General features: G+C 41.3%; 23 protein-coding genes and 3 pseudogenes. 6 read left to right on the top strand and 20 right to left on the bottom strand.

The genetic code is table 11. The features are described from left to right. Position 1: 1 nt before the first annotated feature. The 6 genes from JCM19038_RS14380 to JCM19038_RS14355 form a co-directional block, all read right to left on the bottom strand. On the bottom strand, positions 2-724 hold the full coding sequence (locus tag JCM19038_RS14380) for a DUF916 domain-containing protein (RefSeq protein ID WP_042419287.1): 723 nt from the start codon (positions 722-724) through the stop codon (positions 2-4). 69 nt (positions 725-793) lie between these two features. Further along, positions 794-1,390, bottom strand: a complete 597-nt coding sequence (locus JCM19038_RS14375; protein ID WP_052361704.1) for a WxL domain-containing protein — start codon at positions 1,388-1,390, stop codon at positions 794-796. A 270-nt stretch (positions 1,391-1,660) separates the two neighbouring features. Beyond that, positions 1,661-4,084, bottom strand: a complete 2,424-nt coding sequence (locus tag JCM19038_RS14370; protein ID WP_042419283.1) for a DEAD/DEAH box helicase family protein — start codon at positions 4,082-4,084, stop codon at positions 1,661-1,663. Next, positions 4,077-4,403, bottom strand: a complete 327-nt coding sequence (locus tag JCM19038_RS14365; RefSeq protein ID WP_042419280.1) for a nucleoside triphosphate pyrophosphohydrolase — start codon at positions 4,401-4,403, stop codon at positions 4,077-4,079. Before JCM19038_RS14365 ends, JCM19038_RS14370 begins: the two co-directional genes overlap by 8 nt. A gap of 68 nt (positions 4,404-4,471) precedes the next feature. Continuing rightward, a complete protein-coding gene (locus JCM19038_RS14360; protein ID WP_042419276.1) occupies positions 4,472-5,302 on the bottom strand; it encodes a DegV family protein in 831 nt (276 codons plus the stop codon). 110 nt (positions 5,303-5,412) lie between these two features. Next, positions 5,413-7,518: an ATP-dependent Clp protease ATP-binding subunit gene (locus JCM19038_RS14355; protein WP_042419325.1), complete on the bottom strand. Its 2,106-nt coding sequence runs from the start codon at positions 7,516-7,518 to the stop codon at positions 5,413-5,415. 220 nt (positions 7,519-7,738) lie between these two features. Between JCM19038_RS14355 and JCM19038_RS14350 the strand changes: the two genes are divergently transcribed. Genes JCM19038_RS14350 through JCM19038_RS25135 form a run of 3 tightly spaced genes read left to right on the top strand, consistent with a single transcriptional unit; the run spans position 7,739 to position 9,378 of the window. After that, positions 7,739-8,230 carry an isoprenylcysteine carboxylmethyltransferase family protein gene (locus JCM19038_RS14350; protein WP_193745140.1) on the top strand — a complete coding sequence of 164 codons (492 nt, stop codon included), beginning with the start codon at positions 7,739-7,741 and terminating at the stop codon, positions 8,228-8,230. An 18-nt stretch (positions 8,231-8,248) separates the two neighbouring features. Beyond that, a complete protein-coding gene (locus tag JCM19038_RS25140) occupies positions 8,249-8,926 on the top strand; it encodes an NAD(P)/FAD-dependent oxidoreductase (RefSeq protein WP_307190043.1) in 678 nt (225 codons plus the stop codon). Positions 8,927-8,931: 5 nt separating this feature from the next. Further along, on the top strand, positions 8,932-9,378 hold the full coding sequence (locus JCM19038_RS25135; protein ID WP_307190042.1) for an NAD(P)/FAD-dependent oxidoreductase: 447 nt from the start codon (positions 8,932-8,934) through the stop codon (positions 9,376-9,378). 419 nt (positions 9,379-9,797) lie between these two features. Here the strand turns inward: JCM19038_RS25135 and JCM19038_RS14340 are convergent, their stop codons facing one another. The 4 genes from JCM19038_RS14340 to JCM19038_RS14325 form a co-directional block, all read right to left on the bottom strand. Then, a complete protein-coding gene (locus JCM19038_RS14340; RefSeq protein WP_042419273.1) occupies positions 9,798-10,352 on the bottom strand; it encodes a GNAT family N-acetyltransferase in 555 nt (184 codons plus the stop codon). Positions 10,353-10,481: 129 nt separating this feature from the next. Next, positions 10,482-11,981: a DEAD/DEAH box helicase gene (locus tag JCM19038_RS14335; protein WP_042419269.1), complete on the bottom strand. Its 1,500-nt coding sequence runs from the start codon at positions 11,979-11,981 to the stop codon at positions 10,482-10,484. Positions 11,982-12,187: 206 nt separating this feature from the next. Next, entirely contained in the window at positions 12,188-12,385 is a 198-nt protein-coding gene (locus JCM19038_RS14330) for a cold shock domain-containing protein (protein ID WP_042360841.1), read from the bottom strand. A 227-nt stretch (positions 12,386-12,612) separates the two neighbouring features. Next, positions 12,613-13,533, bottom strand: a complete 921-nt coding sequence (locus JCM19038_RS14325; RefSeq protein WP_042419266.1) for an LD-carboxypeptidase — start codon at positions 13,531-13,533, stop codon at positions 12,613-12,615. 118 nt (positions 13,534-13,651) lie between these two features. Between JCM19038_RS14325 and JCM19038_RS24535 the strand changes: the two genes are divergently transcribed. From JCM19038_RS24535 to bshB2, 3 genes are read left to right on the top strand one after another with little or no spacing between them, the layout of a single operon-like run. Continuing rightward, positions 13,652-13,807, top strand: coding sequence for a DUF1806 family protein (locus JCM19038_RS24535; RefSeq protein WP_152549461.1), 156 nt, complete (start codon positions 13,652-13,654; stop codon positions 13,805-13,807). Next, entirely contained in the window at positions 13,753-13,992 is a 240-nt protein-coding gene (locus tag JCM19038_RS25560; RefSeq protein WP_081831815.1) for a DUF1806 family protein, read from the top strand. The genes JCM19038_RS24535 and JCM19038_RS25560 overlap by 55 nt, the downstream gene beginning before the upstream one ends. Positions 13,993-14,007: 15 nt before the next feature. Next, on the top strand, positions 14,008-14,682 hold the full coding sequence (gene bshB2, locus JCM19038_RS14315; RefSeq protein ID WP_042419264.1) for a bacillithiol biosynthesis deacetylase BshB2: 675 nt from the start codon (positions 14,008-14,010) through the stop codon (positions 14,680-14,682). A 13-nt stretch (positions 14,683-14,695) separates the two neighbouring features. Here the strand turns inward: bshB2 and JCM19038_RS25130 are convergent, their stop codons facing one another. The 10 genes and pseudogenes from JCM19038_RS25130 to JCM19038_RS21065 form a co-directional block, all read right to left on the bottom strand. Continuing rightward, entirely contained in the window at positions 14,696-14,965 is a 270-nt protein-coding gene (locus JCM19038_RS25130) for a thioredoxin family protein (RefSeq protein WP_307190041.1), read from the bottom strand. Continuing rightward, the gene (locus JCM19038_RS25125; protein WP_307190040.1) at positions 14,965-15,231 is read right to left on the bottom strand and encodes a thioredoxin family protein; all 267 of its coding nucleotides are present in this window, start codon (positions 15,229-15,231) and stop codon (positions 14,965-14,967) included. The genes JCM19038_RS25130 and JCM19038_RS25125 overlap by 1 nt, the downstream gene beginning before the upstream one ends. A gap of 20 nt (positions 15,232-15,251) precedes the next feature. After that, a complete protein-coding gene (gene sfsA, locus JCM19038_RS14305) occupies positions 15,252-15,959 on the bottom strand; it encodes a DNA/RNA nuclease SfsA (protein WP_081831814.1) in 708 nt (235 codons plus the stop codon). A 178-nt stretch (positions 15,960-16,137) separates the two neighbouring features. Further along, complete coding sequence (locus tag JCM19038_RS14300; protein ID WP_238554433.1) at positions 16,138-17,094, bottom strand: BadF/BadG/BcrA/BcrD ATPase family protein; 957 nt, start codon at positions 17,092-17,094, stop codon at positions 16,138-16,140. Positions 17,095-17,110: 16 nt separating this feature from the next. Beyond that, positions 17,111-18,937, bottom strand: a pseudogene (locus JCM19038_RS25555) (ABC transporter ATP-binding protein). Further along, positions 18,934-20,653, bottom strand: a pseudogene (locus tag JCM19038_RS14290) (ABC transporter ATP-binding protein). The pseudogenes JCM19038_RS25555 and JCM19038_RS14290 overlap by 4 nt, the downstream one beginning before the upstream one ends. Positions 20,654-20,806: 153 nt before the next feature. Further along, positions 20,807-21,355, bottom strand: coding sequence for an NUDIX domain-containing protein (locus JCM19038_RS14285; RefSeq protein ID WP_042419258.1), 549 nt, complete (start codon positions 21,353-21,355; stop codon positions 20,807-20,809). Positions 21,356-21,430: 75 nt separating this feature from the next. Then, the gene (gene paaD, locus JCM19038_RS14280) at positions 21,431-21,940 is read right to left on the bottom strand and encodes a 1,2-phenylacetyl-CoA epoxidase subunit PaaD (RefSeq protein ID WP_238554430.1); all 510 of its coding nucleotides are present in this window, start codon (positions 21,938-21,940) and stop codon (positions 21,431-21,433) included. An 88-nt stretch (positions 21,941-22,028) separates the two neighbouring features. After that, positions 22,029-22,992: pseudogene (uvsE, locus tag JCM19038_RS14275) on the bottom strand (UV DNA damage repair endonuclease UvsE). Between the two features lie 78 nt (positions 22,993-23,070). After that, positions 23,071-23,589: a hypothetical protein gene (locus JCM19038_RS21065; protein WP_152549460.1), complete on the bottom strand. Its 519-nt coding sequence runs from the start codon at positions 23,587-23,589 to the stop codon at positions 23,071-23,073. Between the last annotated feature and the right edge of the window lie 7 nt (positions 23,590-23,596).

Below are 23,596 nucleotides of genomic sequence, written 5' to 3'. Positions count from 1 at the left end.
TCTACCCATACGTGACCGCTGAACGCGGTGCCATTCGACCATCTTCTTTTTCATGTGACGCAATCCGTTCACCTTCATCTGTAAATATCTCAGTTACAACCGTTAAATCATCCATAATAATCGCAGTATCATTTTGAAATGATACGTTAATACGTGGTCTATTCTCATACGTAATCGGTTCGACATCGATAAAACTTAATTCTGGTTCAATTGCTCCATGTTGTTCATGATCATTCGTCAGTTGTAAACCAATGAGATACGCGTATTCATTTGAAATGCCACCATTTGTTATGTTTTCATCGTAGGCTTCTTCAAAATACAAACCTCCGAGTAAAATCCCGTCAAAAGCTTGATCGGGAACTTGTACGGCGACATCGATTGTCTTCACTTCGTGAGGACCAAGAGTGACACTCGGCTGTACATCGATGAGATCTACAATTTCACTCTCCGCCTCAATATAATCAATCACAAAGTGCTCATTTGTCACAGCAGGAAACAGCGAAGCGTTTACTGTAACTTCATTAGAACTCAGATTGTGAAGAACAACTTCAAAATCCGTGGACTCAGTAGGATCTAGTTGCAGTTCATAATAAGACTCGTTTCCATCGATTTGTTCATCTGGAAATAGTGGTGTAACCGTAAATGACGGCTCATTTGCATACATCGTATCAGAATAAACCACAAACATGAGCACACTAACAATCACAGCATAACAATACTTCACTTCATACACCTCACACTATTCATCATTCTATTCATCGTGACAATAAGGGCTGCTCATGCAGCCCCATCGTTAAGGTGTACTTAAAAGCATCCACGTAATTGTCGTCGAATAGTCATCCACTCGAGCCGTTCCTGGTGGCACAACAAGCTCCAGGTTTGTAGGTAAGAAGTTTGTTTCCCAAGTACCTAACCCTTCATTTACTCCTGCACTTATGATTGATTGTGCAGCATCCGTCACCCGAATCGTTCCAGAAAGTGAAGGAGGGTTAGAGACGTTTGATGAATCAGATGAAATTGATGAAGGCGTAAGCAAAAGCTCGGCACCTGTTAATTCAGCATTTTCTGATGCTAATTGTGGAGCACGTACTTGCACATCCCATCCTGCACCAGTTCCTCGGTTATCTGTCACTTCTACGAAACGTTCAATACCGTCTGTTACCGTATATGTTTGAGAAGATGAAGAGATCGACTGCTCACCGAAGCTAAAATCTTCTATTACTTGTTCAAAGCGAAGCGCCCCATCAGGATCCCCTGGATCCCCATCACGTACAAAGTTTACTTGAACTTCAGTCGCCCCCTCTCTCCCTTCTGCTGCTACATCTGACACGATAAACCCACTTGAGATCACACCAATACCCACCAAGCTAAGCCACAATTTCTTTGACACTCCAACGCCTCCTCAATGAAAATACTAGACTTTACTCACTGAGTATATTAACGGTCGCAATTAAAAATGCCAGAAACCAAGCTAACTAACAAAACCTTTTTCCTATAGATTTACGGGAGTATGATGATATTTACTAAAAATGTTAAGACTTCTTCAAGTCAGCAAATTGGTGATTTCACTTTCCCTCGCTTTTGTAAATTAAATGTAAGTATCATTGATAAACCAAAAAACATCGCTTGCATAAGAGCGATGTTATCTTTATGTTCCTTCTTAACGCTTACTATATCCTTTACGCTCAAAATACCAATGCAAACGATAGTCACAAATTTCTTTTATTATTGAATATAAAAGAGCACGATCTTCGGTGGGGACATTAAAACCCAAACGGAGAGTTCCTTCATCATAGTACAACAACCCATTTGCACTGCCACTCCACTTTGTCATCGGCATTTCTTCAATTTTTTTTGCAGTCTTAGTACGATCATAGATCCAATGATTGCTGGTCGTTTTGTCGGTTGAGAATTCTCTAAAGCGATATTCTTTTTCCAAATAAAACGCGCTAAACGCCTTTGCACTTTCACTACTCGTTATCGGTTCCGCCCATGCTTTTGTGCCTCGTTGAAGCATCGATAACAACACAACCATTTTATAACTTCTTGCCATACTCGTCTTCTCGACTTCCTTAATCCAATCACTATACGTATCAACAATCTTTGATTCGTCAACATTTAATTCATCATAGGATTGTAAAAAATGAACATACGAGCCGTATTCTTGCCGATACGAAGATGACGTTAGATCGCCTAACAAATGAAGGTCCAGATAACTAGGACGCCGACCTAACTCTTGCTGAACTGCTACGAAATCTCGTTTCAACATCTCTTTTCGAGGCTGTTTTTTTCGTCTCATTTCATCTAATAAAGAGACGACTTTTGTGTCTAAATTAAGATCACACTGTTCAGGTAGCTGTGGTTTTTTAAAACTATTCTTTTGTTTCTCACTACCTTGATGTAACACCTGTAGCTTAACATCTGCATTACGATAATTGCCTATGAGGTCAATAATCACACAATGGCTCTTACCTGTGCTGAGTCTCAACCCCCGACCAATCTGCTGTGTAAAAACCGTTAAAGACTCTGTTGGACGGACGAACAGCAATGTATCGATTGCAGGGATATCCACACCTTCATTAAATAGATTAACCGTGAAAATCACCTCAATCATACCTTCTGTAAATGAAGCGATTACTTCATCTCGATTATCCTTTGAATTGGAGTGTAAACAAACAGCAGCGACCTCTTGATTTTTGAAAAATGAACAAAGAAAATTCGCTTGACGAATCGACGAACAAAACACAACTGTTTTTGTTTGCTTGTGTCGTTGCCATGCATCATAAATCGATCGAGCCTTTCGTTCATGAAGCTGAGTAACGAGCAGTTCATCTTCAGCATAGCGATTACCAAGCCACGTAAGTTGATTGTAGTCCGTATCATCATAGACCCCGTAATAATAAAAAGGAGATAGCCACTCCCTTCGTATTGCTTCTAAAAAATCCAGACGAAAAGCGACATTGCCATCACAAAGCGCAAAAACATCTTTGTTGTCATTTCGATCTGGTGTGGCAGTAATCCCCAATAAAAAATTAGGTTCAAAATAATCCAAGACTTTTTGATATGTATTTGCAGCTGCATGATGAAACTCATCCACTACAATTAAGTCAAAATCATCAGGATTAAAAACTTTTAAATGCTGATCCATACTTAGTGTATAGATTGAAGCGAAACAATAATCCACATCAAATTGTTTATGTTTACCGTTGTAGATTCCTGTTGTTTTATTCGGCTGAACGTTTTGAAATGACCGTTCAGCTTGATAGAGTATTTCTTCTAAATGCGCAATAAAAAGAACTCGTTTGTATCGTTTTGCAAAAAACGCCGCTAAATACGTTTTGCCAAGTCCTGTAGCCATGACAACCAGCGCTTTTGAATATTCTTCTTCTACTGTACGCCCTAACTGATCTAATGCTTCTACTTGTGCAAACCTCGGTTTTAGTTCAACTTCATACGTTGATGCAGGTTCAAAGATGGTTAATGCTTCCGCTGTCATGGGCTCCTCATCTGGCAACATCAAATCCATCTCTTCACCTTCGGTAAACGAATGAGAAATACGAGGTTGGTTTAATTGCTGGCGTTCGTAGCGTTCACGGTACGCTTTAAGTGTTTCATGATTTAAAGGAATTGTTGCTTCAGAATAAAATGTTTTAGCAAACTGATCCAATGCCTCTTCATAAAACGTTTCATGCCCACTCACTTCAACATTCCATTCAACACCAGTGTGTAACGCCGAGTAAGAAAGGTTTGATGAACCAATGAAGCTACGCTTTTGATCGGAACTTTCGATTAAATACGCTTTAGGATGAAACGACTTTCCGTGACTTTGCCACATTCTAACTTCAATGCTCGGGTGAATCGCTAATAATCGCTCTAGCGCATCCGGTTGTGTAATGTATAGATAATCACCGGTACAAACTTTGATGTCAACGCCACGTAATGCCGCTTTTTCTAATGACTGAGCTAAATAAGCCACACCTGATTTCATGACAAATGACGTGAGAATGCAAATTGAAGTAGCTTGATCAATTTGATTTTTTAGTGCCGGTCCTAATGTCTTTGTAAATAAACGGACGTTAGTCATCTTCTACCTCTTCTAGTAAAATTCTTTCAAGAAATCCGCCTCTTTCTTCAGATTTTTTAGCTCGGCTTGCTTCAATGGATTCGATTGTTGACCCGTGAAACGCCGCTAAGGCATATACTACTTCCAAAACATCACTTAATTCTTCCAATGCTTCACGATCACTTGTCGCATTATCATATTCTACAATTTCTTCATTTAATTTTTCTCGTAATTTCGTCATGTATTCCTCATCATTCAATTTACGAGAAGAATACGTCAATCCTTGACGCTCAATAATCTCTGGAATACGATCACGAACTAATTTTTGATATATAGGCATTGTCTTCCCCTTTCAAATTATGACTGTATTTGAAATAAAAAGCCCGGTACGAAGTACCGAGCTTAACCTCAATCTGTATAATACATAAAACCAATGGCTCCCTCACCTGTGTGTGTACTGATGACAGGTGTTGTTGATTGAATCGACACTTTGTGTTCACTTAATTTCTCACGGAGCTTATGAGCAAGTTCCAAGCCGTTTGCGTGCGAAATACTCACGCCTTTGACTATTTTACCTTCAGTGTCTTGTTTGAAGTGATTCATTAATGTTTGAACGACTTGATTTTGTGTTCGCACTTTCGTGACCGGTGTGTAGACACCGTCTTCTAGGGCTGCTATCGGCTTCAACTTGAGTAGCGAGCCGATAAATGCTTTCCCACGACCGATCCGTCCACCCTTTAATAAGTTCTCAAGTGTACTCACAACGACGAAAATCTTCGAGTTCTTACGCACGTGATCTAAACGTTCTAGAATCTCGTCCATACTCTTGCCTTCACTTGCCATCGTTGCAGCTTCAATGACTTGAAACCCTAAAGCATTGGCAATAAACGTAGAGTCTACAACCGTTACGTCTGCGTCTGCTTGTTCTGCAGCAATGCTTGCTGCTTTATACGTCCCACTCATTCCTGCAGTCATATGAATGGATAGAATTTGGCTACCATCCTTGCCTAATTCCTCATACGTTTCAATAAGTTCCCCAAGAGAGGGTTGAGAGGTTTTGGGTAATTCTTCTGCTTCTCTCATCATTTCTAAAAAACGATCTGGATTCAAGTCAACGCCATCTTTGTAACTATTGTTATCTATTAAAATCGTCAAGGGGACGACCGTGACTTGATGATGTTCAAGAACCTCCTCGGGGAGATCTGTCGTCGAGTCGGTCACAATCTTAATCTTGTCCATCCTACGTTCACCTCTTTATGATGTACCTGCTATCCTTAGTGTACCAGTCCGTCGGTGATTTCGGAACTATAAATAGAAAAAAGCCCGAGAAATCTCGGGCTCTTCCAACATTAGGAAGCCTGGACGACAATTTGATCGTTAATCACCGTCACTTGCATTGAATTTGCTTGTTCATTTTCAAGCATGGCGTCGCTAATTCCATCTTCAACGTGCTCTTCAATAATTCTGCGTAGTGGGCGTGCACCAAAGGCAGGGTCATAACCTAATTCTACAATTTTTTCTTTTGCTTTTTGATCAACAGTTAACGTAACCATTCGTTCGTTAGCCACTTCCGTTAAATCGTTCAGCATAAGATCAACAATTGATAATAAATGTTTCTTCGTCAATGCGTTGAATTGGACAATCGCATCAAAGCGGTTAAGAAATTCAGGTCTGAAATAATCTTGTAAGCCTTGTGTGACTTGCTTTTGATCGTCTTCACTAGCTCCAAATCCGACCGTTGCTTTCTTAACTGAGCTGCCGGCATTTGACGTCATAATGATGACGGTATCTTTGAAGCTTACTGTACGACCTTGAGAATCCGTTAAACGACCGTCCTCCATAATTTGCAAGAACATATGCTGAATGTCTGGATGTGCTTTTTCAATTTCATCTAGCAAAATAATACTATACGGCTTTCTTCGTACTTGTTCTGTTAACTGGCCTGCATCTTCATGACCGACATAACCAGGCGGTGAACCAATCAATTTAGACGCAGAGTGCTTCTCCATATACTCACTCATATCAAAGCGAATCATCGCGTCTTTGTCACCGAACAATTCTACAGCGAGCTGCTTCGTCAATTCTGTTTTACCGACACCGGTCGGTCCAACGAATAAGAATGAACCAATCGGTCGATTGCCCCGACGTAATCCCGTACGATTGCGACGAATCGCTTTCGTAACTTTATTGACTGCTTGCGCTTGCCCGATCACTGATTGATCTAATCGCTCTGGCAAGTTGCGCATTTTTTGTTGTTCATCTTCTTGCAAGCGACGGACTGGAATTCCTGTCTTTGCTTCAACGAGTGCTTCGATTGCAGCAACGTGAATGACATTATCTTTATTGTCTTGTTTCGTTGCTTGTTGTTTTTCTCGTAGTTGCAGTTCTTCAGTACGAAGTTGTGCTGCTCGTTCATACTCTTCTTTACTTGCTGCGTCAGCTTTTTCTTGTTGAATGACTTCAAGTCGTTCTTGAATTTCGTCAATCGTACTCTCAGAAATATGCAAGTTCATTTTTGCGCCCGCTTCGTCCATTAAGTCAATCGCTTTATCTGGTAAGAAACGATCCTGAATGTAGCGGTTCGATAATTGCACTGCAGCTTCAATCGCTTCATCACTATATTCAACTTCATGATACTTCTCATAGTACGGTTTTAAACCGAACAAGATCTTTTGAGCATCTTCAGTTGATGGTTCATCGACCATCACTGGTTGGAAGCGTCGTTCTAGAGCTGCGTCCTTTTCGATTTTGCGGTATTCGTTTAATGTTGTTGCACCAATAAGTTGAAGCTCACCACGTGCGAGCGCTGGTTTCATGATGTTGCCTGCATCTGATGATCCTTCTGCAGAGCCTGCACCGACAATTTGATGAATCTCATCGATAAATAAAATGACATCGTCGCGCTGCTTCATCTCTTCGATAAGTTGCTTCATTCTCTCTTCAAACTGACCTCTAACACCCGTTCCAGCTACAAGAGAAGTAACGTCCAACAAGTAAATTTGCTTGTTCTTTAATTTCTTTGGCACTTCTCCTTGGACAATTTTACGTGCAAGTCCTTCAGCAATAGCGGTTTTACCAACACCAGGTTCACCGATTAAGACTGGGTTGTTTTTGTTACGGCGGTTTAATGTCTCAATGACACGTTCAACTTCTGCATCTCGACCGATCACCGGATCAATTGTTCCGTTATTCGCATCCGCGGTTAAGTTCTTCCCTAATTCATCTAGAATTCCACCTGAATTCATTTCATCGGTTGTCATCGTGTGTTGCTGTTTCGAGCTTTGACCATTCATTGCATTGTATGGAGAACTCGCAGCAAAACCTGATGGTTGGTGCATTTGATTTTGAATCTCTTTGTAACACGTCTCACATAAGTGCATCTGGTGTTGATGTCCGTTCATTCGAAAGCGTATTTGAATACGAGCTTGGTTCGTTTGACAATGAGTACAGTTCATCATGGTTTTCCTCCTCGTTCTTTCTTAACTGTTTTTATTATTGTTGTTTTGACTTTGACTATATTTAACCTTTTCTTAACTCCATTATAATTTGACTATCTTTGACTTTCAAGTGTTTTGTTAAATTTTTTGAGGATCGTTTTTCCAGTTTGGGAACACTATGCCATATAGGAGGTGTGACCTTGTTGCTTCATTTGCTTTTTTACGGTCTTTGTTTCGTTTGGATTGCGGAGTTTTTATAAAAAAAGAGCAACAAACTGCCAAGAAGGACAGTAGTTTTTATTTTATCTTGTTTGTCGTCATCGTCATCGTTTCGACCGCAAGCTTTACCGCCAACAGCTTCGATTTTTACTTTATCCAACTACTCGGTGTCGTTTTGTTTGGTTTTGGTATTTTTCTACGCTACTGGTCCATAAAAAGTCTAGGAAATGCGTTCACACGAGGGATCGATGCAAAACAAGATATGATTCTGTCATCCAAAGGACCATATCAATTACTAAGGCATCCTTTATACGTCGGCTTAGGGTTAATCGTGTTAGGCTTCGCTCTGTTTATGCAATCACCCGTTGCAATGATGCTTTCAGTTAGTCTATTTCCAATTGCCTTATGGGCAAGGATTCGAAAAGAAGAATCTGCTTTAGAACTTACGTTAAAAGGAAGATACGATCAGTGGAAGAAAAAACGATGGGTCGTAATTCCATGGATTTATTAAAAATTAGGAGTGATATTGATGACTAGCGTAACGATTGTTGGAGGGGGATTAGGTGGTCTCTCCGCTGCAATTAGCCTCGCTTGTGAAGGCTTTGATGTAACTGTTCTTGAGCAAAACGAACGCATTGGCGGGAAGTGCAATGTACGCCAAGGAGAAGGGTTTTCGTTTGATACGGGTCCTTCAATTTTGACGATGCCTTGGGTTTTAGAACAACTCTTCGAACGTGCAGGCGAGAACTTACACGATTATGTAACGCTCACTCGTGTAGAACCTCAATGGCGAACGTTTTTCGAAGACGGTGAAACGATTGATTTACATGGTGATTTACCGACGATGTTAAAAGAAATTGAGCGTATTTCAAAATCTGATGCGCAAGGGTTTTTGCAATATATGAATTACAGTTCAATGATGTACGAGCTATGTATGAAAAGTTTTTATAAGCGTAGCTTAACCGGGTTAACTGAATTACGAAGTTATCATACATTGCCAGAGCTGTTAAAGCTTGATCCGTTAAAAAGTATGGCATCTGGTACGAAGCGCTACATTGAAGATCCTCACCTTCAACAATTGTTAAACTTTCTCGTTATGTATGTAGGATCCTCACCTTATCAAGCACCTGCCGTGATGTCTCAACTTGCTCACGTCCAATTTGGATTGGTATTTATTACGTTGAGGGTGGATTATACAACATCGTAAAAGCGATGGAACAAGTCTTAACAAAATTAGGGGTTACGATTAAGACGGAAACAAAGGTTACGAAAATCGTAAACGAAAAAGACCTTGTTACTGGTGTTGAGTTAGCAACTGGTCAAACGATCAAAAGTGATTATGTCGTCTCAAACCGTGAGGTTGTTTCTACATATGCTGATCTGCTGCCTGAACATACGAACAAACCGCTCGTTCATAAATATGAACCGACGGTCTCTGGACTCGTCATGCTGCTCGGCATAAATCGAGATTATGAACAGCTCGCACACCACAATTTCTTTTTCTCAAAAGATCCTGAACTTGAGTTCAAACAGATCTATGAAGAAAACGTCCAGCCGATGATCCGACCGTGTACATTGGCATCTCTTCAAAAAGTGACCCAACACAAGCACCAGAAGGAAAAGCGAACTTTTTCATTCTCACACACGTGCCTCCATTAAACGATAATGAAAATTGGCAAGAACAATACGGATCTTACCGCGATGTCGTGCTTTCCAAATTAGAACGAAACGGCTTAACCGGACTTCGGGATTGTATTGAATTCGACTACACATTTACACCGAATGACTCCATGATCTCTACGGTTCGGTCGGTGGTTCCATATACGGGGTAACGGCAAACCGTAAGACGAACGGCGGTTTTAAAATCCCAAGTCAAAGTAGCACTTATCACAACTTGTATTTTGTTGGCGGTTCCACACACCCTGGCGGTGGCGTACCAATGGTCACATTGTCCGGTCAACTTACCGCTGACCTCATCGTTGAATCACTACAAACAAAGAATAAAAGCTCAAAACACATCATCTAACGTTCGGGGTCAGTCCCCCATCGCTTTAAAGCGATGGGGACTGACCCCGAAGTTATTTGAGGATGCGCCCCATGATGATGAGGTCCATATACTGTCCGTCATCTAGTTTAATGGCATGTACTTTGCGACCTTCTTGAACGAACCCTTGTTTAATGTAAAGGTGAATGGCGCCAATGTTCTGGGAAAACACTTCTAAACTTACCTTCTCAACCGTTTCATGTCGTTCCACCCAGTCAAACAGAGCTCGAAGTAGCAAATCACCAATTCCTTGATTTCTCCAATGCTCACGTACACTCATTCCGAGGGTACCGTCATGTTGATTTCGCCTGCGATCTCCTCCATGAAAATCGAGAAAACCGACAACTTTATCATCAAGCTCTGCAACAATTGCCAATTTATTTTTGTGATCATACATATCCGTCAGAAACTTCTCTTCTTCTTTTAACGTTAAAGTAAATTCTTCACGGGTCGTTAGTAAGTAAGGGGCTTCTGCTAACACCTCTTCATTAAATTCAAGAATTGCTTTAGCATCTTTTACGGTCGCTGTTCGAATGACGATATTGTGGCTATTCTTTGCTTGGGTCGTTTGAGTTAGAATTGCACCCATACTTAATCCCCCTCGTATGCTCTTCAATAACGAATTCGACAAACGCCTACACTTTCCTGCTCTGCTTTTGTGTCGAAAAGCAAAACAAAAAAACGCTTGCTAGGATAGCAAGCGTTTCTTAACTCATTATTAACGAGGTTGACGTCGACGATCTTGGCGTCTTCCACCAGACGATTGTGGTCCACGACTTCCTCCACCGCCACCACCGCTAGAGCGACGACGATTACGGTTTCTACCGTCACGATCTTCGTAGAAACGGCGTCCGCCTTTTTTATTCTTATTAGAACTTGGTGCTTTTGAGCGCTTTTTGTTAACGACAGGACGTTCACCAGTTAATGTCTTCATTGGTTCTTTCGTGTCGTTTTGAATTGATGCAAGCGCCGCAGCTACAACGTCTTTTGCATCATACGATTGTAGTAATTTCTCAGCAGTTGCTTCGAAATTCGCTTGCCCGTTGCTCTGAATTACTTTTACAAGCTCATCAGCTAAACGAGATTGACGTACATCGCTTGCTTCTTCTTTCGAAGGAAGATCAATCGTTTTGATTTTCCCTTTTGTTTCACGCTCGATCATACTTAAATGATCCATCTCAATCGGTGCTGCAAATGTGTATGCTTTACCAGATTGACCTGCACGTCCTGTTCGTCCAATTCGGTGAACATAGCTTTCGGATTCTTGAGGAATATCAAAGTTAAAGACGTGACTAACACCTGATACGTCAATTCCACGAGCTGCAACGTCTGTTGCAACGAGGAATTTCACTGATCCTTGCTTAAAGCGACGCAAAACGTTCGTACGCTGCGCTTGCTTTAAGTCACCGTGGATTCCCGCAGCTGCATAGCCTTGATGCTCAAGAGCTTCTGATAATTCATCAACACGACGCTTTGTACGCCCGAAAATGATCGCAAGCTCTGGATCTTCAAGCTCAATAATACGAGTAAGAGCAAGTAATTTGTGCTTTTCTGGTACTTTTACCGCAAATTGCTCGATGTTATCAACCGTTAACGTCTTCGCTTTAACCGAAACCGTTTTAGGATCCTTCATAAAGCGATCAGAGACTTTCTTAAGACGAGTTGGCATTGTCGCTGAGAATAGCAACGTTTGACGCTCATCTGGAACCTCTTCAAGAATCGCTTCAATGTCTTCGACGAATCCCATGCTAAGCATTTCATCCGCCTCATCCAGGACAACTGTCTCAATTGAAGCAGGACGAATTGTACGACGACGTGTATGGTCCATGTAACGTCCAGGCGTCGCTACGACAATTTGTGGGCGTGATTTTAATTCACGAATTTGGCGACTGATGTCAGCTCCACCGTAAACTGCAACGGTTTTAACCTTTTTGTTACGTCCTAAACGTGTCAATTCATCAGCAACTTGTACTGCTAATTCGCGAGTTGGTGCTAAAACGAGCGCTTGGACGTTCGGGTTATCCATGTCAATCTTCTCTAACATTGGAAGACCGAATGCCGTTGTTTTTCCTGTACCTGTTTGTGCTTGACCAATAACATCATGACCTTCACGTGCTACTGGTAATACTTGTTCTTGGATTGGGGTCGCTTCTTCGAAACCCATTTTTTCAATGCTCTCGAGTAACTCGAGAGGTAAATCTAACTCATTAAACTTCATTCAAAAAATGCTCCTTTACATCTCTTTTCTCTATTTCTTCTAAGGAATGTATGATGCAAAAGCGCTCGAAGACTTCCAATCCCAAAAACGGAACGAACCTAATCACGATAATTCCACTAAACCTAAGTCTAGCTCACTTTTGCACAATAGAAAGGAGTATATTCCATATGGAATATACCCCTCTATTCCTGAGTATTCAGCTCTTCTTAAAGACCTACTACGTTAGCAGCTTGTGGTCCGCGGTCGCCTTCAACGATTTCAAATTCAACGTCTTGACCTTCTTCAAGAGTCTTGAAACCTTCTGCTTGGATCGCAGAGAAGTGTACGAATACGTCGTCTCCGTCTTCACGCTCGATAAAACCGAAACCTTTTTCAGCGTTAAACCATTTTACTTTACCAGTCATGCTTGTGGCCTCCTTTGAATAGGCGGTTCAAAAAGGTACGTTCCTTCTTGAACAAAAAAATTAGTGTAAAATAATTGAAAAGATGGTGAACCTTTTTGCGTCCTAAACTGTATAGCAGAGGCCGAAAAAAATAATACACCGTACATTCAATCACTTTCGACAAACTGAGTATAGCACGGTAAAATCTTAATAGCAAGAGGGTGTATAAAAAGATTTTGTGCCAAAAACTAGATAACGACTGGATTTATCGTTTCAATAACATCGTTCTCGCTGTCCATAATCGCTTCTGCACCTATTGGAATTGTCGTCTTATATTGCCCATGTCCTGAGGCGATATTCGCAAGCGTCGGTTTTCCAATTGATGAGAAGAATTCTTCTAATAACTGTTCATAATTCACGCCGTATGATGTTTGACAGTTCGTACATCGTCCGATTAACACACCAGCGCAATCGTCGAACTTCCCAGCTTCCTCTAAGTGAAGCAATTGTCGATATACACGATGGACTGGTTCATTCACTTCTTCAATAAAGAATAACTTTCCAGCTGTATCAATTTCATAGGGTGTAGCAAGCGTACCAATGATCGACGTAAGATTCCCTCCAACAATTTCCCCTTCAGCAACACCAGGAACAATCGAATACCGAAGCATACGTCTAGGGTTTTCAATTGTGTAGGGCACTTGAGTGTTTGAAATTGCTCGGAACAATTGATTGAAATTAAACGCCGGTGTCGACAATTTAAAATCAATTAACATAAGGGAGTGAAGCGTTTCTAAGTCGGCAAACTGATAAAGCGCGTTAAGCAGTACGCTAATGTCGCTATAGCCCGTTACGATTTTAGGGTTCTGACGAATCAAATCCCAATCTAAGTACCGCAAGATCCCCGCTACCCCGACGCCACCTCGAACTGGCAAAATCCACTTTACTTGCTCATTAACAATCATACGCATGAAGTCATTCGCACGTTCTTCATCACTGCCAGATAAAAAACCAGTATAACGAAAAACACTTTCTCCAACAAGAACATTAAAGCCAAGACTTTCTAAATAGAGAATACGTTCATTTATAATATTCGGATCGAGTGGACTTCCTAAGCTGACAATACCAACCGTATCATTCGCTTGTAAACGTGCAGGTCTTACAACCATCTTCACCTACGTTCCGTTTGGCTTGGGTACACTATATGAAATAGACGTCAGACCTATGCAAATTCTTTTCCATAAAGAGAGAAAGACGCTACACTAAATTAAGAGAAAGGATGAGACGATGATTGAGATAAACAAAGACGAACTTCAAGAAAACTTATCACAGTACTTTAATCATGAAATCTACGTACATTTTGAAATGACGAACGGCGCTTATGCTGCATATCGTATGGTAAAGCAGCTTCTGGCTTTGTTCGAAATGCAAAAGCAAAGTTAATTGAAGGGAAAGTAACTGGAGATTCTCCATTTCGCGTCGGCTTAAAAACGAGCGATGGATGGCTTTATGCGGATGGCTTGACGCACAGTGATTATACTTTTACTGAAGCACTTTTAATGTATGGATTTGACGATGATGGCAAAATGCAAATCGCTTTACAACTTAGCACAACACCATTTGAGTAAGGACGTGAAAAAACGATGACAGAACACGTAATGCTAATTTTTCCGCACCCTGATGATGAAACTTTTTCAGCTGCCGGAACGGTTCAACACTATAAACGTACAAAAGACGCGTATGTTAGCGCAGTCTCTTTAACACTCGGTGAAATGGGCAGGAACTTCGGAATGCCCCCGATTGCCAATCGTGAGACGTTGCCACACATCCGAAAAAAAGAACTGGAAGATGCCTTAAGTATCATGGGCGTTGATCAATTTATTCACCTTGGCTATCGTGACAAAACGTTAGAATTTGAACTAACGAGTACAGTGGCTAACCACTTGCTTAACGTCATTGAAGAACATCAACCAACAACGATAATTACGTTCTATCCCGGCCTTAGTATTCACCCCGACCATGATGCAACCGGCGAAGCTGTCGTCGAAGCAATCAAAATGATGGATCATTCTAAAAGACCAACACTTCTAACAAAAGCCATTACGGCGGATGCTGAGCAACATATCGGTGAACCTGACGTAGTCTTCGACATCTCTCCATATCTAGAGATGAAGAAAGAAGCCATTCGCGCGCACCGATCGCAAGCGCTCGAAGTTGACGCTATTACGAAACAAAAACTCAAAGAAGGTGCAACTGACCCTGAAGCATGGATTCGTTACGAAACATTTTGGACTTACAAGCAGAGCGAGGAAGTATAATTCGCTCTGTTTTTTATCGCAATGTTGACTGAATGCTATGATAGACGTCTGACCAAATTTGCTCGTCTTCTCGATACATCGTCGTCATTGACTTGATTGCTTTTTTGAATTCTTCATCATAGTTTGGAGCTGTTTTCTCTGGTAATTTGCTCATAAGATCACTGACGCGCTCTTGTACTTCTGGTGCTCTTGGTCCCCACTTGGCAACTTCATGTCCTTCATCATCGATAAAGATAAAGATCGGAATCGAGCGAGCTGTACCGTTCGTTAAGTATTGATCCATTAACTCCAAGTCTCATCACGCAATAACACACGTACTTCGATGTTGTGATGCTCTGCAATATGCATAAGAATCGGCACGTTTACCATCGCATCTCCGCACCAATCTTCAGTTAAGATAATTGCTCTAAGATTACGCTCAAGCTGACCTTTACCCTTTGGCAGCTGAAACTGCTCGTAAATATAATGTAGATGTTCTTTATTTTTCTCCATTTCACTTACGTATTGCTCGATTGACATTCCCTTTTCAAACCATTGCTCTAATGTCATTTGTCTTCTTCACTTCCTTCTTATGAAAATAAAACTGGTAGTTCATCAAGAACCTCATATCCATCTATTGTTGGTCTCGTTTTCAAACCAATGATTGTTACATTTTCGTGTGCTTCAGTCAACGCTTTAGCAAATTGGGAATCAATGTGTTCAGCAGGTCGAATACACGAAAGATCGTCTCGTTGAGCAATGAATAATACAATACTTTTATAGTTTGTTGACTTGGCAATTCGATGCAACTCTTGAACATGCTTTGTGCCCCGCTTTGTCACTGCGTCGGGAAAGTAACCCGTTCCGTCAATACCATACGTAACACTTTTGACTTCTAACAAAGCTTGTTCTTTTCCGTTTTCTAAAAGAAAATCCCATCTTGAGTCGCCATACGTATATTCTTGACGAACAATCGACCACGGCTCAAGTGATGGGATCCTATGATTTTCGATAGCAAGCTTTGCAAGGGCATTCGCGTTTGTCGTCTCAAGCGCGACAAAGCCACGTTGATCTTCTCGCTCCGCTAAAACGGCCGACCAGTTCGTTTTGCGGTTTGGATTGTCATGAAAACGCAAAAAAAGCTCTCTACCTGGTTCTAAAATTCCTTGAAGCCTACCGGGATCAGGAAGATGTACACGTACGTGTTCCCCATTTGAACGTCTCGCCATAATTATAAATCGGTTTGGACGTTCTACAAATATCGCTCGCTCCAATTTACCTTTCATAGGCTGTAACACAATAACACCCTCCAGAACTCTCCATCACGATTGCTAACTTTCACATCGATTTTTAACTAAACGTTAAGAAACAGTACAAAAGAATTATTCCCCGGGAATGGTATTTCATCAAAACGAATCCACGAACTGCTTTGGTGCAAGTGTAACACTACTTCATTAGTGATAGAACGGAAACGTCTTATGGCAACATTTCAAACAACTTTTCATACGCTTCTTTTGTACGCATTTGCTGCATAGCAAGATCACAAGCAACAATTGCACCAGCAATAGGTTGGTACTTCGGGCGAGTAACTTTTACTAAATCAAGGCTTTTTTCGAAGAATGGTTTCCATAAATGCAGCTCTTGATAAACACTACCTGCAAGGACAACAACACACGTCTCGTCTTGTTGGAACAACTGTGATTTCACCTGTTTAATTGCATCAACTTGTTTCACACGAGCGTATGAAATGATCTCACTAGCTTCAAGGTCGCCTGCACTTGCTAATTGTGATAACACTGGGCTAAATGAAGCAATTCGCTCCCGTTCTTTACCATTCTCATAAATGATAGGAATCAATGCTTGCATATTTTTCACATCGTAATGCTGAAGCACTGCTTGATCGAGACGAGTACGCGTACGATTTTGATCGTCATTGTGCATGCTTCGAAGAATTGCTTGACGCCCAAGTTCAAACCCACTGCCTGCATCTTCAAACAAATAACCCCATCCACCCACTCGCGCATACTCGCCACGAGCATTGAGCCCGTAAACGACAGCACCTGTTCCAGCAATGGATACGACCCCTCGTTCGCCGAATGTTCCGCTATACAATGCTGATAATACATCGCTATCGACGATGATTTTGGCATTTGCCCTTACGTATGGTTGTAATGATCGTTTCACGCGCAGCTGTTCAGTCGCCCTTCCACCACCAGACATTCCGGCAAATACGACGGAAACACTTGAAAATGCTCGTTCCGCCTGTGTTTCTAGGTTGTTCATCGCTTGCTTTAATAACGCTTGGATTTTGTTTGTATCAACGCTCGCAAGATTTGTTCCCCCGACTTTCGTGTAAGCAACAACCCTTTGCTCGTGCACGAGCACCGCAATCGTATTTGTCCCGCCACCATCAATTGCAATCACAGTCTTCATCACCGAGATCTCCCCTTCAATCAAACTGTTGGGCTGTGTGAAGTTCATAATACACCCCACGTTGATCAATCAGTTCTTCATGACTTCCATGCTCAACAATTGTACCGTCATCAAAGATGAACAATTGGTCAGCATTTTTGACAGTGTTGAGTCGATGGGCAATAACAAAGCTCGTTCTTCCTTCCATCAACGTATCCAATGCCCGTTGCAAATGCATTTCTGTTACTGAATCAATACTGCTTGTGGCTTCATCAAGCAACAATAACTTAGGGTTACGTAATATTGCTCTCGCGATGGACAGCAATTGTTTTTGGCCTTGGCTAATTCCTTTTCCATCTTCAAGCATCGTGTCATATCCTTGAGACAACTCACGGATAAACGGATGGGCATTGGCTAATTTGCATGCCTCAATGACCTCATCCCTTGTTGCTTCTGGTACACTGTAGCGAACATTTTCCAATACCGTCTCATGAAATAAAAATGGATCTTGTAAAACGACTGCCATATTCTCTCGTAAACTGTCTCTCGTTAGTGTCGAAATGGAAATGCCATCAAGAAGGATCTCCTTCATCAAGTTCATAAAATCGGGTCAACAAATTCATCATCGTCGTTTTCCCTGCTCCCGTCTTACCGACAAGAGCCACCGTTTGCCCTGCATTTACATGGTACGTAACATCTTGAATAGTCGGCGTTGTATCATAAGAAAACGATACATTTTGAAATTGAACATTTCCTTGGACTTCCCAATCGATGACTTTTGCATCCTTTTCGTCTGTTTGTTCCTTCTCTTCTTCAAGCACACTAAATACCCGCTCAGCTCCTGCAATCGCTGACAATACAAGGTTAAATTGGTTTGCAAGATCGTTTAATGGACGTGTAAACTGCCTTGAATATTCTACAAAAATAACAATTACACCAACAGTGACGAGGCCATTAACAGCTAACACACCACCTGCTAAGGCGATAATCGCAAAACTAAAGCTGTTTAACGCATTCATAAACTTAGGAATCAACCTGAATACACTTGCGCCCAAAATCCAGTTTCCCTAAGTGTTGCATTTTTCTCTTGAAACCGCTCAATCATTTGATCTTCTTGTGAGAACATTTTCGTAATTGAATGAGCGGAAATCGCCTCTTCACTATAACCATTCAGCTCGCCAAGATGAGACTGTTGTTCTTTAAATAACACTCGCGTTCGTTTCGTAATCCATCGAATACCAAAGAACATCATCGGAACGACTAGCATGGCAACGAGCGTTAAAATTGGACTTAAGTAAAGCATGACAATGACTATTCCAATAAGTGTAATCACACTCGTAAACACTTGAATTACCGATGAGTTCAACGTATTGCTAACGTTCTCGATGTCATTGTTCACTCGACTCATGAGATCGCCTTGTTCAGAGCGATCAAAAAATCGAATCGGCAACTGCAATAGATGGTCAAATAGTTGAGAGCGCAACCGATAAACGGTTCGTTGTGAAATGCCAATCATGACAAATTGTTGAAGCCATACGGTGAGTGAATGAAACAGATAGACGATTAGTAACAACCCAAGCATCCATACGAATCCATTAACTTCCCCGGTCGCGATGAAACGATCAATGCTCATTCCTACGATAAATGGTCCCGCTAACGCAAGTAGTGCACTCATTGCAACGAGTAAAAACACGATAACGAGCTTAAGTCGTTCTTTGCGCATTGTTTTCCAAAGTTGCCATAACGTCTGATTGATGTTTTTTGGCTTCTTTCCTTTCGGTTGATCCGCAGCAGAATGTTTTTTTAGCATGTCTTCTAAATGAGAAACATCATGCTGAAATGGTGCTTTTAATTGCGTTTTCATAGACGATCACCATCTTGTTGCGACTTCGTAATCTCTCGGTACAACGTACTCGATTTTAACAATTCTTTGTGAGTACCTGTGGCGATTAATTCACCATCGTCTAACAACATAATTCGATCCATTTTCTTCGTCGTTGCGACCTTTTGTGTTACGAGTAATGTCGTACACCGTAAATCTTCAAGTGCACGCAAGAAAGCATGCTCCGTTTTCATATCCAATGCACTCGTACTATCATCTAACAGCAAAATCGCTGGATCCGAAAGCAACGCCCGAGCAATTGTGAGTCGTTGTTTCTGTCCTCCTGATAAGTTGATCCCCTTTTGACCAATTCTAGTTTTTATTCCCTTTGGCAGCTTTTCAATCGTTTCAGATAGCTGAGCCCGCTCTAAAGCATCTATGATCTCAGATTCAGTCGCATTTTGTTTGCCAAAGGCAACAACTTCTTTTAACTGCCCAGAAAATAAATGCACATGTTGTGCAACGTAACCGACTTGAGCTCGGATTGAAGAAGTTGCATAGGTTGAACCTGGCTGATCGTCGTACAGTATACTTCCTTCATTCGGTTCATAAAGCCTTGAGACGAGCTGCATTAACGTCGTTTTACCTGAACCTGTTGCACCGAGTATAGCGACCTTTTCACCAGGCTTAATCGTAAACGATAAATTTTTTAAAACACGGGGCTGATTAGGATCGTAGGTGAAACTCACATTCCTAAATTCAAGCTTTCCACTTAGTTTCGTAGTTTGTCCTTGATGGACATTGCCCTCTAAATCATCAACTGGAGATTCCATCACTTCAAACAGACGTGCACTCGACGCTTTTGTTCTCGATAAGTTCATAATAATCATCGAGAAAATTCCTAAAGCCATCGCTGTACGAGTACTATAGTTAATGATGGCGACAATTTCACCTGTCGTTGCTTGACCTGTCTGAATATACGCTTGACCAAACCAAAGAATTGCCAAGATGCTCACATTCATTAATAAAAGAATGATTGGCATCGTCACCTCAACGTAGCGAAAGGCAGAAATTGTCTGATCACGTAACTTGCTTGCTCCTTGAATAAAGCGCTTTTGTTCTGAGCGTTCTTTCACATAGGCTCTAATTAAACGGATGGCTTGAATGTTTTCATGGACGATTGTATTTAATTCATCTAAGTGATGCTGGACTTTACGGAAACGTGAACTGGCAGCGATAAATAGCCAAAGTAGTAAAACGAAGAGTAGTGGAACGGTAATAAGTAAGATGATCGCAATGCGCCAATTCACAACAAGAGCCATGATGACACCACCGACAACTAAAGCCGGCGCTCTGGCCATAATGCGCATTGACATAAGTAGCGTATTCTGAATTTGAATGACGTCATTCGTTAACCTTGTCGTTAATTTCGCATTGTTGAAACGAGTGACATTATGTAGAGAAAATCGTTGAATCTTCGTAAAGAGATCTTGTCGCAGTTGCCAACCGACTTGTTGACTAACATGTGCGGCTAAAAAGGAATTCAGTACTCCTGCAACAAGTGACACGAACGATAAAGCGACCATGAACAACCCTAATCGCAAGACAACGCTAAGTTCTCCAACGACGATCTTCATCAATCATTCGGGCAATAAGCAACGGCTGAGCAAGCTCAACCGTCAATTCTATAGCCATCATGAATAGCGCTAAAGCGATAATTAATGTATAGGGCTTTAAATACGTAATTAATTTTCTCATGATGTCCCCCGGCAAATCCATTGGCACGACGTTACAGTCGATCATCAATTATGCACTACGACGAAGCGCTAACGTGTCTTTTGGAACAAGTATAGCACGCTGAAAAAAACTGTCAATTCTGTAATCTGATGACGATGTGCGCCCTAATGATCATTACATCTTAGAAAGCGCATCGATCACTTTTTGATAGTAAGCTTTTGGATGCGGAACGAAACGAGGGTCAATCTCGTTGTCACATAAGAGATGTTTACATTCTTTTAAGGAAAACCATGAAACCGACTCAACTTCCTTAGTATCTAACTTAAGTTGATTAAACAACTGGTCATCAACTAATTTGCTATACGTGTAACAATACTCTCGATCGAACTTTCCGATCCCCATCGAAGCTTCAACAGGAATCACACCTAGAAAATCTAGTTCTTCTATTGCGAACGACAAACCTAATTCTTCTTCAACTTCTCGTACCCCATCATTTGGCGTTTCCCCTGCTTCGAGATGGCCAGCTGCGCTAATATCAAACAAATCCGGATAGTCTTCTTTTGTATTCGAACGTTTTTGAAAAAGAACGTATGTCTCATCGTGTTCTTTCTTAATCAACCAACAGTGAAACGTATGATGCCAGAGCCCGTTTTGATGAACTTTCGTTCGTTCTTCAACTCCGATATGCTTGTAATTCTTATCAAATACATCAAGATATTCCATCACGTTCTCCCCTTAATCATCGTTGTGATTTAGTGTACTACATGCAGACAAAAAGGGAATAAAAAAAGCCCTTTCTTATGAAAGAGCATTGTTTAACGCAAAAGGGACAACAGGCTTCATCGCTTCAAATGGATTCCGACAACTGCGACAATATAAAATTGACCGACAAGCAGTCGGACCAAATACGTTATCCATCGAAACATATGAGGAATCACAGTAAGGACAATCGACGTGCCATTCTTCGCCTTCCACATAATCCGTTGGAGGAGGCGCAATCCCATTTTTCTTCAAGTTTTCTTTTCCTTCATCTGTTAATTGTTCGGTTGACCACATCGTTTCGAATGAAAATGATACGTCACACGATGCGATCCAAGGTAATGTGCATAACGCTTCTTTGACGTTCTTCTCAATAATCGTGAGCGCAGGGCACCCGACAAATGTTGGCACGAGAATGACGCGTACATCTTCACCGCAAACGGCAACTTCATGGACCATGCCCAAATCTCGAATTCGTACTCCTGCAAGCTCCGGATCATCAACCGTACCTAAAACCTTCATCACTTCTTCTTCACGAGTAGAACTCACAATGATTGCACCACCTTACAATATCATGATCTCAAAACGGCTTCTTCTATTATGTTATATAATTAAGAAGGACGCTGTCAACAAAAAGTCATAACATTCTAAAGCTTGCGCCATCGATAACTTCCACATCATCTCTTAGTTTGAGATGATTCATTAACGTAAACAAGGCACTGTCTTTTTGTTTTGCTTCAATCATGCAGTCAATTTGCTTTACAGTTCCTTTAATCGTATGTAAAAACTCGAAAAATAGGTCAGGTTGCACAAAATCATGATGTGCTCGGAATTGTTCCTCACTTTTTGGACTTGATATGTGCATTTTCACTGGTAAAGGCGACATCTCCCACGTCGAAAGAACACGCTCCCAATGATCTTCCCAACGCTCATCATGATGATTAGCAAGATGGTGATGGTAATCAAATACGAGTGGAATTTGTAGTTTTTCACAGAGATATAGCGTATCAGTTAACGTAAACGATTTATCATCATTTTCTAGCATAATCATCTGCTGTAACGAAGACGGCACATCGCCCCAATTATCTATAAACCGTTCTAATGCACGATCTTTTTCTTTGTATAGACCACCCACATGCATCACACATCGATGAGTAGGGTCAATGTTCATCTATTAGTAACTTGTAATGCATTCCGAGCGTTTTAAGGGAAGCTTTAAAGATCTCCTTCTTTTGAGAATTCAAAAGCACGAAATGATCAGGATGAAAGTCCACGCGCATTTGATGTTCATGAATGTATTTACCAACCTCTCTAAGTTTGTCACGAAGAGGACGCATGTATTTCCAATCAAGCAATTCTTCATGATTCGCAAGTGGAATAAGCCTAGACGTTAATCGGTAAAATGAAATATCAGAAGCTCTATTGTGCTTTAAAATGCGCAACGTATTGTCTAAATTCGATAACGCAATTCGCTCTAATTTTCGAATTGCTGCATCACGGTGATCAATTGATTGAAACTGCTTAAACGTCATCGTTTGAGAAGGTGACGCGTTCGTGAGTTCTTGACTCATCGCTACATACCCTAGGCGTACGAGTGTCATGACATGAACCTCCTTGTCTATGAATAGCTTGCCCGAAGAAATAACTGCCATTCAATTGAACATAAAACGATCCAAACTCTAACGAGTCTGGATCGTTTTATTAGCGTAGATCGTTGATGTCATCGTGCTCGGCAAAACAATAATTGGCCACCAAAATGGCGTACCACTCCATCCGTGTTCTTCCTTTCCATTTTGACGCAAGAAAATAATCGCTGGTGTTGTTTTCGCTAACTGACGAGCAACCCTTAATTCACTGCTCTTTGTGCTCGCTGTGTCCGGTGATGTCTCGTATACTCCTGTTTTTGTGAGTCGTCGGATGTTTCGATTCGTTTTTACAACAATGTGAGCAAAGTCTTTCTTTGCCGCATACGCCATCATCGCCTTTACATCATCAACGTGAAAAGAATAGCCTTCATCCATGACGAGCGTTTCACTGATCAAATCAAAAATGTTAGAGACGGCAGAAAGCGAAAGCTTTCCAATCTGCCTATCCTCAAAAGGAAGCAACAACCGATCGATTCGTTTTACGTGCGGAATAATCTTCGTACGATAATCCGTTTGAAAGCCTGTCGGCAAAATCCGCTTATGAGGTGTCAACGTTTGT

The organism is Geomicrobium sp. JCM 19038, from assembly GCF_000698125.1.
Lineage (GTDB): Bacteria > Bacillota > Bacilli > Bacillales > Marinococcaceae > Geomicrobium_A.
This window is presented reverse-complemented; position numbering and strand designations above follow the sequence as displayed.

Bases quoted from the DNA above. Each gene is read 5' to 3' on its own strand.
- JCM19038_RS14365 (WP_042419280.1), bottom strand. From the start codon at position 4,403: ATGCCTATATATCAAAAATTAGTTCGTGATCGTATTCCAGAGATTATT.
- JCM19038_RS24535 (WP_152549461.1), top strand. From the start codon at position 13,652: ATGATTGAGATAAACAAAGACGAACTTCAAGAAAACTTATCACAGTAC.
- JCM19038_RS25125 (WP_307190040.1), bottom strand. From the start codon at position 15,231: ATGACATTAGAGCAATGGTTTGAAAAGGGAATGTCAATCGAGCAATAC.
- JCM19038_RS14300 (WP_238554433.1), bottom strand. From the start codon at position 17,094: ATGAAGACTGTGATTGCAATTGATGGTGGCGGGACAAATACGATTGCG.
- JCM19038_RS14340 (WP_042419273.1), bottom strand. From the start codon at position 10,352: ATGGGTGCAATTCTAACTCAAACGACCCAAGCAAAGAATAGCCACAAT.
- JCM19038_RS14370 (WP_042419283.1), bottom strand. From the start codon at position 4,084: ATGACTAACGTCCGTTTATTTACAAAGACATTAGGACCGGCACTAAAA.
- JCM19038_RS14325 (WP_042419266.1), bottom strand. From the start codon at position 13,533: ATGGTTGTAAGACCTGCACGTTTACAAGCGAATGATACGGTTGGTATT.
- JCM19038_RS25140 (WP_307190043.1), top strand. From the start codon at position 8,249: ATGACTAGCGTAACGATTGTTGGAGGGGGATTAGGTGGTCTCTCCGCT.
- JCM19038_RS14285 (WP_042419258.1), bottom strand. From the start codon at position 21,355: ATGGAATATCTTGATGTATTTGATAAGAATTACAAGCATATCGGAGTT.
- bshB2 (WP_042419264.1), top strand. From the start codon at position 14,008: ATGACAGAACACGTAATGCTAATTTTTCCGCACCCTGATGATGAAACT.
- JCM19038_RS25135 (WP_307190042.1), top strand. From the start codon at position 8,932: ATGGAACAAGTCTTAACAAAATTAGGGGTTACGATTAAGACGGAAACA.
- JCM19038_RS14335 (WP_042419269.1), bottom strand. From the start codon at position 11,981: ATGAAGTTTAATGAGTTAGATTTACCTCTCGAGTTACTCGAGAGCATT.
- JCM19038_RS25130 (WP_307190041.1), bottom strand. From the start codon at position 14,965: ATGGATCAATACTTAACGAACGGTACAGCTCGCTCGATTCCGATCTTT.
- JCM19038_RS14360 (WP_042419276.1), bottom strand. From the start codon at position 5,302: ATGGACAAGATTAAGATTGTGACCGACTCGACGACAGATCTCCCCGAG.
- JCM19038_RS14330 (WP_042360841.1), bottom strand. From the start codon at position 12,385: ATGACTGGTAAAGTAAAATGGTTTAACGCTGAAAAAGGTTTCGGTTTT.
- JCM19038_RS14355 (WP_042419325.1), bottom strand. From the start codon at position 7,518: ATGAACTGTACTCATTGTCAAACGAACCAAGCTCGTATTCAAATACGC.